Here is a 13,133-nt window from a genome sequence, read left to right as displayed (position 1 = left end):
GAAGGGGCTTTTGATTTTTATTCCTAATGCGTTTGCCCTGAAGGTTAAAAATCTATTATTCAATAGGAGCATTATTTCACTTTCACCTATGGTTTTTCAAATCATTCGTTCCGAAACAAAGTGGAAGCAACGACTCTGCACTTTCCGCGATTATGACATCCTTTCTCCCGCAAAGTAACACCTTTACAGGCTTACCATAACGCTGCTCCGTTTCCAATAATACTTGCCGGCAAGCCCCGCAAGGGGAAATACTCTCCACCTGCTCCCCTTTTGTTGCAGCCGCAATGGCAAGAGCCATCACCGGAATATCCGGATACTGGTGGCCGGCATGAAACAACGTTACCCGCTCGGCGCATAACCCCGAAGGATAAGCGGCATTTTCCTGATTACTACCGGTCACAATCATGCCGTTCTCTAGCAAAGCTGCCGCACCGACATGAAAACCGGAATAAGGCGCATAAGATTGTTCGGTAGCCTTGACCGCCGCAGCTGCCAAAGGTTGTAAATCATCGTTCAACTCAGACAACAAGCAGCGGAGCATATTCGTTTCCAGTTTTATCTTTTCCATACCTAAATATATTGCTACTATACAAATGTACTGTATTTAAACCAAAAACAGACACTAAAGTATCCCAGAATAATTATCTTTGCGAAAATAATTATCACTTAGAACTATAGTCATGAGGTTTACACTACGCATTCTCTGTCTGATTACTTTATTTTCTTATATAGGAAATACGAAAGCAGAGAGCCAGAGGAGAATTGCTTCCTACGAGAAGTACATCAAACAATATAGCGGCATTGCTATCCAGCACCAAAAGAAATATAAAATACCGGCCAGTATCACGTTGGCACAGGGAATATTCGAGTCCGGAGCCGGACAAAGCCAGTTGGCGCGTAAATCGAACAATCACTTCGGTATAAAATGCCATTCCGATTGGCGGGGCGAACGTGTTTACCATGATGACGATTTGCGGGGCGAATGTTTTCGCAAATACAAACGGGCTGAAGATTCATACGAAGACCATGCCCATTTTCTGGTGGACCGTCCACGATATGCTCCCTTATTCAAGCTGAATATCAAAGACTATAAAGGTTGGGCGAAAGGATTGCAAAAATGTGGATATGCAACAGACCGTGCTTACGCCAACAAACTGATAAAAGTCATCGAAGATTACGAACTATATCGCTTCGACTCGGCAAAAGGAGGAAAAGTTACAGGCAGACAACAGCAAGCTGTCATTAAATCCAAATACACGATTTACAGAACCCACGGACTCCTGTATGTCTACGCCAAAAACAACGATAACTTCGAGAATATAGCCCAGAGTTTGGACTTCCGCGTGAAAGACCTGAAAAAATTCAACGAAGTACCGGAAGATTTCCCCTTGCAACAGGGTGACATTGTTTATCTGGAAAAGAAAAAGAAGAAAGCAGACAAGCCCTACTACGACCATGTGGTACAGGTCGGAGAATCCATGCACAGTATCTCACAAAAATATGGAATACAAATCAAGAGCTTATATAAGATTAATAAAAAGCACAAAGATTATATTCCGGAAGAAGGGGATGTACTAAAACTTAGATAAAAATAGTATCTTTGCAGACAAATTCGCAAAACAATGAGTGACCAACGTTACAATCTACGCGGTGTATCCGCTTTGAAAGAAGATGTTCATAATGCAATAAAGAACATCGACAAGGGTATATTCCCGAAAGCATTCTGTAAAATTATCCCCGATATTCTGGGAGGTGATCCGGAATATTGTAACATCATGCATGCCGACGGAGCCGGAACAAAATCATCGCTGGCCTATATGTACTGGAAAGAGACAGGCGATCTTTCTGTCTGGAAGGGTATTGCACAAGACGCTTTGATTATGAATATCGACGACCTGCTTTGTGTGGGTGCCGTAGACAATATACTGGTTTCTTCCACTATAGGACGAAACAAACTGTTAATTCCGGGAGAAGTGATTTCCGCTATCATTAACGGTACGGACGAACTGCTGGCCGAGCTTCGTGAAATGGGGGTAGGTTGTTATGCTACCGGAGGCGAAACTGCCGACGTTGGGGACCTGGTACGCACAATCATTGTAGACAGTACGGTTACTTGCCGTATGAAACGCGCCGATGTAATTGACAACGCAAATATTCGACCGGGAGATGTCATTGTCGGTTTAGCCTCATTCGGACAAGCCACCTACGAAAAAGAATATAACGGAGGTATGGGAAGCAATGGACTGACCAGTGCACGCCACGACGTGTTTGCTAAATATCTGGCAGAAAAATATCCAGAAAGTTACGACAAAGGTGTTCCGGAAGAATTGGTTTATAGCGGTAAGCTGAAATTGACAGACGCCATTGCAGACACTCCGGTAAATGCAGGAAAATTAGTGCTTTCTCCTACCCGCACCTATGCGCCGGTAGTAAAAAAACTGTTAGACGCGTTACGTGCTCAAATCCACGGTATGGTACACTGTTCAGGAGGAGCGCAGACGAAGGTTATGCATTTTGTGGGAGATAACTGCCGCATCGTCAAAGACAATCTGTTCCCGGTTCCACCGTTGTTCAAGACAATAAAGGAACAGAGTGGCACATCTTGGGAAGAAATGTACAAAGTATTCAATATGGGACACCGGTTGGAAGTTTATCTATCCCCTGAACATGCAGAAGAGGTAATTGCCATCAGTCAATCATTTAATATCGATGCCCAAATCGTAGGTCGCGTAGAAGAAAGCGACAAACGGGAATTGATTATTAAAAGCGAGTTTGGAGAATTTACCTATTAATAGAATAACATGATGACACTTATCGCAATTTTAGGTATTGTTGTGTGCGTATTGGCATGGACGCAATATTATCGTAAAAATAAAAGACGGAATAAATAAATGGCTGAAAATAAGACATTATTAGAGAAACTGGATGGGTTGGTATCGCGCTTCGAGGAAGTTTCCACACTCATCACAGACCCTAATGTCATTGCGGACCAGAAAAGATACGTAAAGCTGACAAAGGAATACAAGGACCTGAACGAACTCATGAAGGCCCGCAGAGAATACATACAGTGTATCAACGGATTGGAAGAAGCCCGCATGATGATGGCTGAAAACGATCCGGAAATGAAAGAAATAGCGCGTGAAGAGGCTGCAACATGTGAAGCACGTATTCCTGAATTGGAAGAAGACATCAAATTACTCCTTGTTCCTGCCGACCCACAAGACGACAAAAATGCAATTGTCGAAATACGCGGTGGAACAGGTGGCGATGAAGCAGCTCTTTTTGCCGGTGATTTATACCGCATGTACATGAAGTATTGCGAACTGAAAGGATGGAAAGTTGCACTCTCCAGCTTCAGTGAAGGGGCTGCCGGCGGTTTCAAGGAAATAATCTTTGCCGTCAGTGGCGAGAAGGTTTATGGTACACTCAAGTATGAATCGGGGGTACACCGTGTACAACGTGTACCTGCTACCGAAACACAAGGACGCGTACACACCTCCGCTGCTACAGTTGCTGTATTGCCGGAAGCCGATGAGTTCGATGTAGAAATCAATGAAGGCGAAATCAAATGGGATACTTTCCGTTCGGGAGGCGCCGGAGGACAGAACGTAAACAAAGTAGAGTCGGGTGTTCGTCTACGTTACAATTGGAAGAACCCCAACACGGGAGTGGTGGAAGAAATTCTGATTGAATGTACGGAAACACGTGACCAGCCGAAAAATAAAGAACGTGCCCTCACGCGTCTGCGCTCATTCATATATGATAAAGAGCACCAGAAATATCTGGATGATATAGCGAATAAACGTAAGACGATGGTTTCGACCGGGGACCGTTCGGCTAAGATACGAACATACAACTATCCGCAAGGACGTATTACCGACCATCGTATCAATTATACGATTTATAATCTTTCAGCCTTCATGGATGGAGATATACAGGACTGCCTCGACCACCTCATCGTTGCCGAGAACGCTGAACGGATGAAAGAATCCGAACTATAACGAATATTTTAGACCATTTTACACGAAATAATATGAACAAGCAACAATTATTTGAGAACATCAAGAAAAAACAATCTTTCCTTTGTGTAGGGCTGGATACAGATATAAAGAAAATCCCGCAGCATTTGCTGGAAGAGGAAGATCCTATTTTTGCTTTCAACAAAGCAATTATTGATGCGACAGCCGACTATTGTGTTGCCTACAAACCGAACCTTGCTTTTTATGAAAGTTTAGGTGTAAAAGGAATGCTGGCTTTTGAAAAAACAGTTGCTTACCTGCGTGAAAATTATTCCGACCAGTTTATTATTGCCGATGCCAAACGAGGTGACATAGGCAATACTTCGGAAATGTACGCCCGCTCTTTCTTCGACCATATCAAAGTGGATGCCGTAACGGTAGCTCCCTACATGGGTGAGGACAGCGTAAAACCATTCCTGCTCTATCCGGAAGCATGGGTAATCCTGCTTGCGTTGACTTCCAACAAAGGTTCGCACGATTTCCAGATGACGGAAGATAACAATGGCGAACGCCTATTTGAAAAAGTCTTGAAGAAATCTCAGGAATGGGCTACGGACGAACAAATGATGTACGTTGTCGGGGCGACACAAGGTAAAATGTTTTTGGATATCCGCAAATATGCACCCAATCATTTTCTCTTAGTTCCGGGTGTCGGAGCACAAGGCGGAAGCTTAGCCGAAGTGGCACAATATGGAATGAACGACCAATGCGGTTTGCTGGTAAACTCATCCCGTGCCATCATTTATGTTGATAAAACAGAGAAATTTGCCGATTTCGCGCGTGAAGCAGCACAAGCCGTACAACGTGAAATGGCAGGTTATCTGCATGATAAAGGAATTATTACCTGCAAAGCATAGGCTATCCCAATAATTTTCACCATTTTTGCAAACTAACTTGCCCAACAGGCAAGCCCGTTACAATTGAAATACATATAATAAAATAAAGAATGGAGTTTTCAGCCCAACAAATAGCAAGCGTTTTAGGAGGAACTGTTGAAGGCAACCCTGAAGTGAAAGTGAACAACTTCTCGAAAATCGAAGAAGGAAAACCTGGGACATTAACTTTCCTGGCAAATCCGAAATATGAACATTATATATACAATACCGAAGCAAGTATTGTTTTGGTAAATAATGATTTCGTACCTGCCGAACCGATAAAAGCGACACTGGTCAAAGTAGCTAATGCTTACGCATCACTCGCTATTTTGTTGAATATGGTAGAAAAGGCAAAAGAGAAAAAAGCCGGCATAGACTCTACCGCATTCATTGCCTCCTCAGCCATTTTAGGAGAGGATTGTTACGTAGGTAATTTTGCCTACATCGGAACAAACGCAAAGCTCGGAAAAAACTGCCGCATCTATCCCTACGCTTACATTGGTGACAATGTTACGATAGGTGACAACACGATACTCTACCCGCATGTCACTATCTACAACGGATGTATTGTCGGAAGCAACTGTATTCTGCACGCAGGTTCCGTAATCGGCTCAGATGGTTTCGGTTTTGCTCCCGAAGGTGATAATTACAAGAAAATACCGCAACTGGGAAATGTTATCATCGAAGACGATGTTGAAGTTGGAGCAAATACGACAATAGACCGTGCTGTAATGGACTCCACCATCATTCATCGGGGCGTAAAACTGGACAATCTGGTTCAGATAGCTCATAACGTTGAAGTCGGGGAAAATACGGTTATGGCAGCTCAAGTTGGCATTGCCGGTTCCGTAAAGATTGGTAGTCATTGTATGTTGGGCGGACAGGTTGGTTTGTCGGGACATATCCATGTGGCGGACCATGTAGTGTTCGGAGCGCAATGCGGTGTCATCAGCGACGTAAAAAAGCCGACCACTCTGCTGGGAGCTCCAGCCATCAATGCAAAAGCATTTATGCGCTCAAGTGCTATTTTCAACCGTTTGCCGGACATGTATCGCGCAATGGGACAAATGCAACGCGAGATTGAGCAGTTAAAAAAAGAAATTAATAAATAATAAGATAAACGTATGCAGAAACAGAAGACGCTTGCCACGAGTTTCTCTATGCAAGGAAAGGGACTACACACCGGACTGGACATCCAGATTACATTCAATCCGGCTCCCGAAAATCATGGATACAAAATCAAACGAGTTGACCTGGAAGGAGAGCCGGTGATTGATGCATTGGCTGAAAATGTAGCCGGAACACAACGGGGTACCGTACTCTCGAAAAATGGTATTCAAATCAGCACTATCGAACATGCGATGGCAGCTTTGTATGCTTTTGAAATAGATAACTGCCTGATTGAAGTGAACGCACCCGAATTTCCAATCCTGGACGGTAGCTCACGCTTTTATTCGGAAGAAATCCAAAAAGCAGGAATCGCAGAACAGAATGCTCCGAAAGATTATTACATCGTAAAACATAAAATTGAAGTAAAAGACGAAGAAACCGGTTCATCACTGGTTATCTTGCCGGACGAAAAATTCAGTGTAAACGTGCTGATATCTTTCGATTCACCGGTATTGTCAAACCAGTTCGCAACTTTGAATGATTTGAGCGAATTTCCAACAGAACTGGCAGCTTCCCGCACATTTGTATTTGTACGCGAAGTGGAAATGCTGCTTCAAAATAATCTTATCAAAGGGGGCGACTTGGATAATGCTATCGTGATTTACGACCAGAAAATGACGCAGGAAGCACTGGATAAGCTGGCCGACGAACTGAATATTCCGCACAAAGACGTAAAAGACCTGGGATACATCAACAACAAACCGTTGGTATTCGACAACGAACCAGCCCGGCACAAGCTGATTGATGTCATCGGTGATATGGCTTTGATTGGTAAGCCTATCCGCGGACGTATTATCGCTACCCGCCCGGGGCACAAGATAAACAACCAACTGGCCCGTATGATTCGTAAAGACATCAAGCTGAATGAAGTACAGGCTCCGGTTTATGATCCGAACGTAGCTCCGATTATGGATGTCAATCGCATCCGCGAACTGCTTCCCCACCGCTATCCGTTCTTATTGGTTGACAAGATTATCGAAATCGGCGGTAACTATATTGTGGGAGTAAAAAATATCACCACCAACGAACCCTTCTTCCAGGGACATTTCCCACAAGAACCAGTCACACCTGGAGTCTTGTTAGTTGAAGCGATGGCACAGACCGGTGGTCTGCTTGTTCTCAACTCCGTTGACGAACCGGAACGCTACTCAACCTACTTCATGAAAATAGACGGTGTGAAATTCCGCCAGAAAGTAGTGCCGGGCGATACACTGATTCTACGTCTGGAACTATTGGCTCCTATCCGCCGTGGTATCTCCACGATGAAAGGTTACATATTCGTTGGTGAAAAGCTCGTTTGCGAAGCTGAATTTATGGCACAGATTGTCAAAAACAAATAATAAATTAAGGAAATGAATATATCTCCTTTAGCAGTCGTTCATCCCGAGGCCAAAATAGGCCGGAATACGCAGATTGACGCATTTGCGGTAATTGAAAAAGATGTTATAATTGGCGATAACTGCCATATATTCTCGCATACTACCATTCTGGATGGTACGCGGATTGGTAATAATTGTACGATATTCCCGGGAGCCGTCATCGCCGGCATCCCACAAGACTTGAAGTTCAAAGGGGAAATCACAACTGCTGAAATCGGCGACAACACAACCATACGCGAATGTGTAACAGTCAACCGCGGAACGGCATCAAAAGGCAAAACCATTGTTGGTCGTAATTGCCTGATTATGGCCTATTCACATATTGCCCACGACTGTGTACTGAAAGATAATATCATTATCGGTAACGCATCCCAAATAGCCGGTGAAGTAGAAATAGATGATTTCGCTATTGTAAGCGGAGGTAGCTTAGTCCACCAATTCACCCGCATCTCCAAGCATGTGATGGTACAAGGAGGCTCCCGTATCGGAAAAGATATTCCTCCTTATACGCTGATTGGACGCGATCCTATCGTTTACTGCGGAATCAACATTGTCGGTTTGCGCCGTCGCGGATTCACCAACCAACAGGTATTCCTGATTCAGGACATTTACCGCACACTCTACACGCGTGGCCTGAATAATACTGAAGCATTGAAGGCTATCGAAACAGAATACGAACCAAGTATGGAAAGAGATTTGATTCTTAATTTTATCAAGTCGTCCGAACGGGGTATCGTAAGAGGCTCGATTGACGAATAAAAAGTTAAAAACAAATACCAATCAGGGACAGATTCATCTGTTTTTCCGGTAACACCAGACAATGATGTCCGAATACAGGGAAACAGGTTAATCTGTCCTTTCCATTCAAGACTCCTAAAGGATTAAAATCCGACTACCGGACAACAAGAAAAACTAATCCTTCCGAATATCGTTAAATCTTTATTTCTTTCCTCTCTATATATACCGTAATAAATATTTTTACTACTTTTGGTGCAACAAAAAACTAATAACGATTATGGTATTTAGATTTCTAATCCTATCAGATGAAGTTGACGACTTCAAACGCGAGATTAAAATAGATTCGGAAGCAGCCTTCCTGGATTTGTACAATGCCATCATGGATGCGGTCGGATATACGAAAGATCAGATATGTTCTTTCTTTATCTGTGATGACGACTGGAGCAAGAATACGGAAATCACCTTGGTTGAAATGGATACCACTTCCGAGGTGGATAATTATACAATGGGAGATACCCGCCTGGAAGACCTCCTGGAAGATGAACGCCAGAAGCTCCTCTTTGTCTTCGATTATATGACCGAACGCGCCTTCTTCATGGAACTTCGTGAAATAATACCGGGCATGGACCTTGAAAAACCGATATGCAGTAAGTCTGTCGGAGAACCGCCTGTACAAATCATGTCGTTCGACGATATCGACACCAAAGCCGGCTCAACTGAAATTGGTGAAGACTTCTATGGGGATTCTGAATATGACATCGATGAATTGGATAAAGAAGGTTTCGACGGGTTGGGTGACGGCCCGATGGATAATCCTTATGACGATGAGCGTTTTTGATTAATGAATTTCCTTATCATATTACTGGGTCCGACAGGAGTCGGCAAGACAGAGCTAAGTCTGCGTGTAGCTGAACATTACAGTTCACCTATTATTTCTTCCGACTCCCGTCAACTTTATAAAGATATTCCAATTGGAACGGCCGCTCCCACCCCTACACAAATGGCACGAGTAAAACATTATATGGTAGGGACACTGGCTCTCACAGATTATTACAGTGCAAGCAGTTTTGAGGAAGATGTCATTACCCTTCTTGGTGAACTGCATCAGACGCACCGGACAATCGTAATGACCGGTGGAAGCATGATGTATATTGACGCCGTGACTAAAGGCATTGACGACATTCCTACCGTAACTCCCGAAATCAGAGATGCAATTTACAAACAGTTCAAAGAGGAAGGTCTTGCTCCTATTTTGGCCGAATTGAAAAAAACAGACCCGGCTCACTATGAAGAAGTAGACCGCCTGAACTACAAACGTGTCATTCACGCCGTTGAAATCTGTCGTATGACAGGGCGCCCCTATTCTTCCTTCCGCACTAACAACCGGAAAGAACGTCCTTTTCATATCATACAAGTAGGACTAACACGTGACCGGGAAGAATTATACGACCGTATCAACCGGCGTGTAGAGCAGATGATGGCCGACGGGATGCTGGAAGAGGCTCGCCGTGTCTACCCTTTCCGTCACCTAAATTCACTCAACACAGTAGGATACAAAGAATTATTCAACTATTTGGATGGTGAATGGACATTGGATTTTGCCATTGAGAAAATAAAACGCAACTCCCGTGTTTACGCTCGTAAACAAATGACTTGGTTCAAACGGGATACCGACATCCGCTGGTTTCATCCCGACGAAGAAGCTGCTATTCTAACTTATCTGGATGAAAAGATAAAAAAAGGACAATAATAAATCCTTTAAAACCAATAGTTATCCGTTATTTTTTAAACACCAGATATACCGCAGCAACCAGCAGCAGACAAGCCAGTGCATGATTCCATTTGAACGACTCCCCCTTAAAAGCGATTGTACTGAAACAGATGAAGACAACCAATGTAATCACCTCCTGAATCACCTTCAACTGAATAAGATTGAACGGACCGCCATTTTCCCGGAAACCGATACGATTGGCCGGAACCTGGGCACAATACTCGAAGAAAGCAATCATCCAGCTAAATAAAATCACGCCAATCAAAGGTAGATGTTCAAACCAACTGAATTGCTGTTTCATCTTCAGATGCCCGTACCAGGCACAAGTCATAAAAATATTGGAAACTACCAATAATAGAATCGTGTAAACTCCTTGCATATTTATTTTATCTTACGAGGTAAATAATCAGGTTGAATATTCGACATACTGTTCCAAAGACTATAACGAGCCTCCGGATTTATAGCTTCGAGACGTATCAACAACTCCTTCATATCCGAACGGCTGGAACCACTTTCGTACGGACAGTTCTTAATTTGTTTCCGATAACCTTTCCAAGCTGCAATACGAGTCAATTCCTTCTCCTCCACCAAACAAAGCGGACGAATAATTTCCATCTCGAACCGTTCCATCTTCAAACGCGGCGGCATGGTTCCGATAGCCCCTTGATGTGTCATGTTCATCAGTAGAGTTTCAAGGATATCGTCTTGGTGATGTCCTAACGCAATCTTATTGCATTTATGCTGTTTGGCAATGTCGAATAAGGCTTTACGGCGCATCCACGAACATAGAAAACAAGGCGATTTGCGCGTATCAGTAGAAGCATCGAAACTCGTCTCATGGACAAAGAAAGGCAAACTGTGCTCTTCTGCACAACTACGCAGGTAATCAAGGTCGGAACGATAAGGAATGTTTGACATCACGATATGCGCCACCACCACTTCAAAACGCGGACGGTATATTTTAGAACGTCGTCCCAACAAATTGAGTAGTGCAAGCGAATCCTTTCCACCCGACAGTCCGATAAGAATACGGTCACCATCGGTTATCAGGCCATAATCGTATATTGCCTTTTTTACTTTCTCTTCCACTTTGCGGAACAGGAGTTCTTCTGTTGTCAATTTTCCCATATCTTTCTTAATCGGGCACAAAATTACATATTTATACCTCGAAATGTACGCTCTACTAAAAATATTCTTATCTTTGAAACTGTATAACTATTACACAACTTAAGGTACTATGAATTGGTTATCAAATAAACTGTTTTATACATTAGGAATTACGTTACTTTGCAGCGGTTTGTATGCGCAAAGCCTGGATCAGGCGAAAAAATTATACAATGACGGACAATATGCCGAAGCTAAACCGGCTTTCGAGAAATTAGTCAAACAATCTCCGAACAACGGCTCGTACAATCATTGGTACGGAGTCTGTTGCTACGAAACAGGAGACTTGGAAGGCGCGGAAAAATATCTGGCTGTAGCCGTCAAGCGGAAAGTACAGGAAGCTTACCGCTATCTCTCCGATGTTTATTTTCAAACTTACCGTTTCGATGATTCGGCCGAAATGTTGGAAGAATACATCGAGCTGCTCACCAAAAAGAAACAGGACACGCAGCCTTTCGAGGAAAAGCTGGACTTGGCAAAAAACACCCAACGCATGGTGGATAAAGTGGAAGATATCCAGATTATCGACAGCATGGTAGTGGATAAGGACGATTTTCTTTCTGCTTATATATTAAGCGAAGAAAGCGGAACGTTGAAAAACTATAAAGACTTTTTTCAGACTTCCGAGCCTGTCAATTCAACAGTATATATGAACCAGAAAGGAGACAAAATCTATTATGCCCATTCCACCGAAGGCGAACGATATTGCCTTTTTACTCAATCCAAGCTGATGGATAAGTGGGGAGACGAGAAACAGCTCCCGATGAATATCAACAGCAACGAAGACGATAATTATCCGTTTGTCCTGTCTGACGGCGTAACGATTTATTATGCCTCAAAAGGTAACGGTTCTATTGGAGGGTACGACCTTTTCGTGACCCGCTATAATATTAATTCAGACACATATCTAGCACCGGAGCAGTTGGGGATGCCTTTTAATTCTCCGTATAACGACTATATGATTGTGTTTGATGAAGTAAAAGGGTTAGGTTGGTTTGTCTCCGACCGTTTCCAACCGGAAGGTAAAGCCTGTGTCTATTTGTTCATTCCAAACGCCGCTCACAGTCGTGTGGAAAGTGATGATCCGGAATTCAAACGTGCCCGGGCCGCCATCAAATCTATCAAAGATTCCTGGAAAGAAGGTTCCTCTTACACCGATTTAATTCGCTTGGCACATACGGAAATACCTTACGGGGAAAAGAAAATAGAAAAAGATTTTGATTTCATAATCGGGAATGATATTGTCTACTACAAACTGGATGATATAAAAAGCCCGGAAGCCCGAAGTTATTACGAAAAAGCTATCGCGCTCAACAAACAGATAAAGGAATTAAGCGGAAAACTGGATGAATTGCGTACATCATATACACAAGGGAACAAAGCCCGCCGCGAGCAGTTGAAACCGACTATTTTACAAGCCGAAGAACAGCTCAACAGCTTGCTTGAGCAGCCGGGGGAACTGGAAAAGAAAGCTCGTAACGCGGAGATAAACTATTTGAAAAACAAACGATAAATCACAACTATTATGGTGTTTGAAATAAGTATTATTATTTTCCTGATGGTAATAGCGATTCTGCTTATCCTGTTGGAAATATTTATGCTTCCGGGAATAACGGTGGCAGGAGTCGGCGGATTTATTTTTGCCGCCGGAGGACTTATTTATGCATACACCATCAGTCTGTGGACAGGACATATTACACTTGTAGCCTCGGTTATAGTTTTTGGAATAGTTTTTGCATGGTTGTTACGGTCCAAATCGTTCAGTCGCGTGGCTCTGAAAACAGACATCGACTCGAAACTTACTTCCAGCCGTGACTTGGGTATCCTGCCCGGTGATGAAGGAATAACTTTATCCCGCCTTGCCCCTATCGGTAAAGCACGAATCAAAGGGATTACCGTCGAAGCCAAGTCCCTTGACGAACTGATAGACGAAAATACACCTGTCATAGTGATGCGGGTAGATGGCTATAATGTGATTGTACAAACAAAAAAAGAAACAACAAATACTCACGCTTAA

The 13,133-nt window shown here is 43.3% G+C and carries 14 protein-coding genes; 11 read left to right on the top strand and 3 right to left on the bottom strand.

Going from position 1 to position 13,133, the window contains the following annotated elements; all coding sequences use genetic code 11:
- Positions 1-82: 82 nt before the first annotated feature.
- Positions 83-568 carry a cytidine deaminase gene (locus DW103_RS09655; protein WP_122275533.1) on the bottom strand — a complete coding sequence of 162 codons (486 nt, stop codon included), beginning with the start codon at positions 566-568 and terminating at the stop codon, positions 83-85.
- A 112-nt stretch (positions 569-680) separates the two neighbouring features.
- Here DW103_RS09655 and DW103_RS09650 point away from each other — a divergent pair, with 112 nt between their 5' ends.
- The 9 genes from DW103_RS09650 to miaA all read left to right on the top strand — a co-directional run bounded on the left by DW103_RS09650 (position 681) and on the right by miaA (position 9,931).
- Positions 681-1,589, top strand: coding sequence for a glucosaminidase domain-containing protein (locus tag DW103_RS09650; RefSeq protein WP_122275531.1), 909 nt, complete (start codon positions 681-683; stop codon positions 1,587-1,589).
- Between the two features lie 33 nt (positions 1,590-1,622).
- Positions 1,623-2,792, top strand: coding sequence for an AIR synthase-related protein (locus DW103_RS09645; protein ID WP_122275529.1), 1,170 nt, complete (start codon positions 1,623-1,625; stop codon positions 2,790-2,792).
- A 99-nt stretch (positions 2,793-2,891) separates the two neighbouring features.
- Positions 2,892-4,001: a peptide chain release factor 1 gene (gene prfA / locus DW103_RS09640; protein WP_122275526.1), complete on the top strand. Its 1,110-nt coding sequence runs from the start codon at positions 2,892-2,894 to the stop codon at positions 3,999-4,001.
- Positions 4,002-4,033: 32 nt separating this feature from the next.
- Entirely contained in the window at positions 4,034-4,876 is an 843-nt protein-coding gene (gene pyrF / locus DW103_RS09635; protein WP_122275524.1) for an orotidine-5'-phosphate decarboxylase, read from the top strand.
- 89 nt (positions 4,877-4,965) lie between these two features.
- The gene (gene lpxD, locus DW103_RS09630) at positions 4,966-6,006 is read left to right on the top strand and encodes a UDP-3-O-(3-hydroxymyristoyl)glucosamine N-acyltransferase (protein WP_122275522.1); all 1,041 of its coding nucleotides are present in this window, start codon (positions 4,966-4,968) and stop codon (positions 6,004-6,006) included.
- Positions 6,007-6,018: 12 nt separating this feature from the next.
- Complete coding sequence (locus DW103_RS09625; protein WP_122275520.1) at positions 6,019-7,404, top strand: bifunctional UDP-3-O-[3-hydroxymyristoyl] N-acetylglucosamine deacetylase/3-hydroxyacyl-ACP dehydratase; 1,386 nt, start codon at positions 6,019-6,021, stop codon at positions 7,402-7,404.
- Between the two features lie 12 nt (positions 7,405-7,416).
- On the top strand, positions 7,417-8,202 hold the full coding sequence (lpxA, locus tag DW103_RS09620; protein WP_122275518.1) for an acyl-ACP--UDP-N-acetylglucosamine O-acyltransferase: 786 nt from the start codon (positions 7,417-7,419) through the stop codon (positions 8,200-8,202).
- Between the two features lie 256 nt (positions 8,203-8,458).
- Complete coding sequence (locus tag DW103_RS09615) at positions 8,459-9,019, top strand: hypothetical protein (RefSeq protein WP_122275516.1); 561 nt, start codon at positions 8,459-8,461, stop codon at positions 9,017-9,019.
- Between the two features lie 3 nt (positions 9,020-9,022).
- Positions 9,023-9,931, top strand: a complete 909-nt coding sequence (miaA, locus tag DW103_RS09610) for a tRNA (adenosine(37)-N6)-dimethylallyltransferase MiaA (RefSeq protein ID WP_122275514.1) — start codon at positions 9,023-9,025, stop codon at positions 9,929-9,931.
- Positions 9,932-9,959: 28 nt separating this feature from the next.
- Here the strand turns inward: miaA and DW103_RS09605 are convergent, their stop codons facing one another.
- Both DW103_RS09605 and DW103_RS09600 read right to left on the bottom strand, forming a co-directional pair.
- Positions 9,960-10,331, bottom strand: coding sequence for a DMT family protein (locus DW103_RS09605; RefSeq protein ID WP_122275512.1), 372 nt, complete (start codon positions 10,329-10,331; stop codon positions 9,960-9,962).
- Positions 10,332-10,333: 2 nt separating this feature from the next.
- On the bottom strand, positions 10,334-11,080 hold the full coding sequence (locus DW103_RS09600) for an ATP-binding protein (RefSeq protein ID WP_122275510.1): 747 nt from the start codon (positions 11,078-11,080) through the stop codon (positions 10,334-10,336).
- Between the two features lie 109 nt (positions 11,081-11,189).
- On the opposite strand from DW103_RS09600, the gene DW103_RS09595 reads away from it, so the two are divergent.
- Both DW103_RS09595 and DW103_RS09590 read left to right on the top strand, forming a co-directional pair.
- Entirely contained in the window at positions 11,190-12,629 is a 1,440-nt protein-coding gene (locus DW103_RS09595; protein WP_122275508.1) for a tetratricopeptide repeat protein, read from the top strand.
- 12 nt (positions 12,630-12,641) lie between these two features.
- Positions 12,642-13,133 (top strand): NfeD family protein, encoded by a 492-nt coding sequence (locus tag DW103_RS09590; RefSeq protein WP_122275506.1) that lies wholly within the window; start codon positions 12,642-12,644, stop codon positions 13,131-13,133.

It is taken from the genome of Parabacteroides sp. AM08-6 (genome assembly GCF_003473295.1).
Taxonomy (GTDB): Bacteria; Bacteroidota; Bacteroidia; order Bacteroidales; family Tannerellaceae; genus Parabacteroides.
This window is presented reverse-complemented; position numbering and strand designations above follow the sequence as displayed.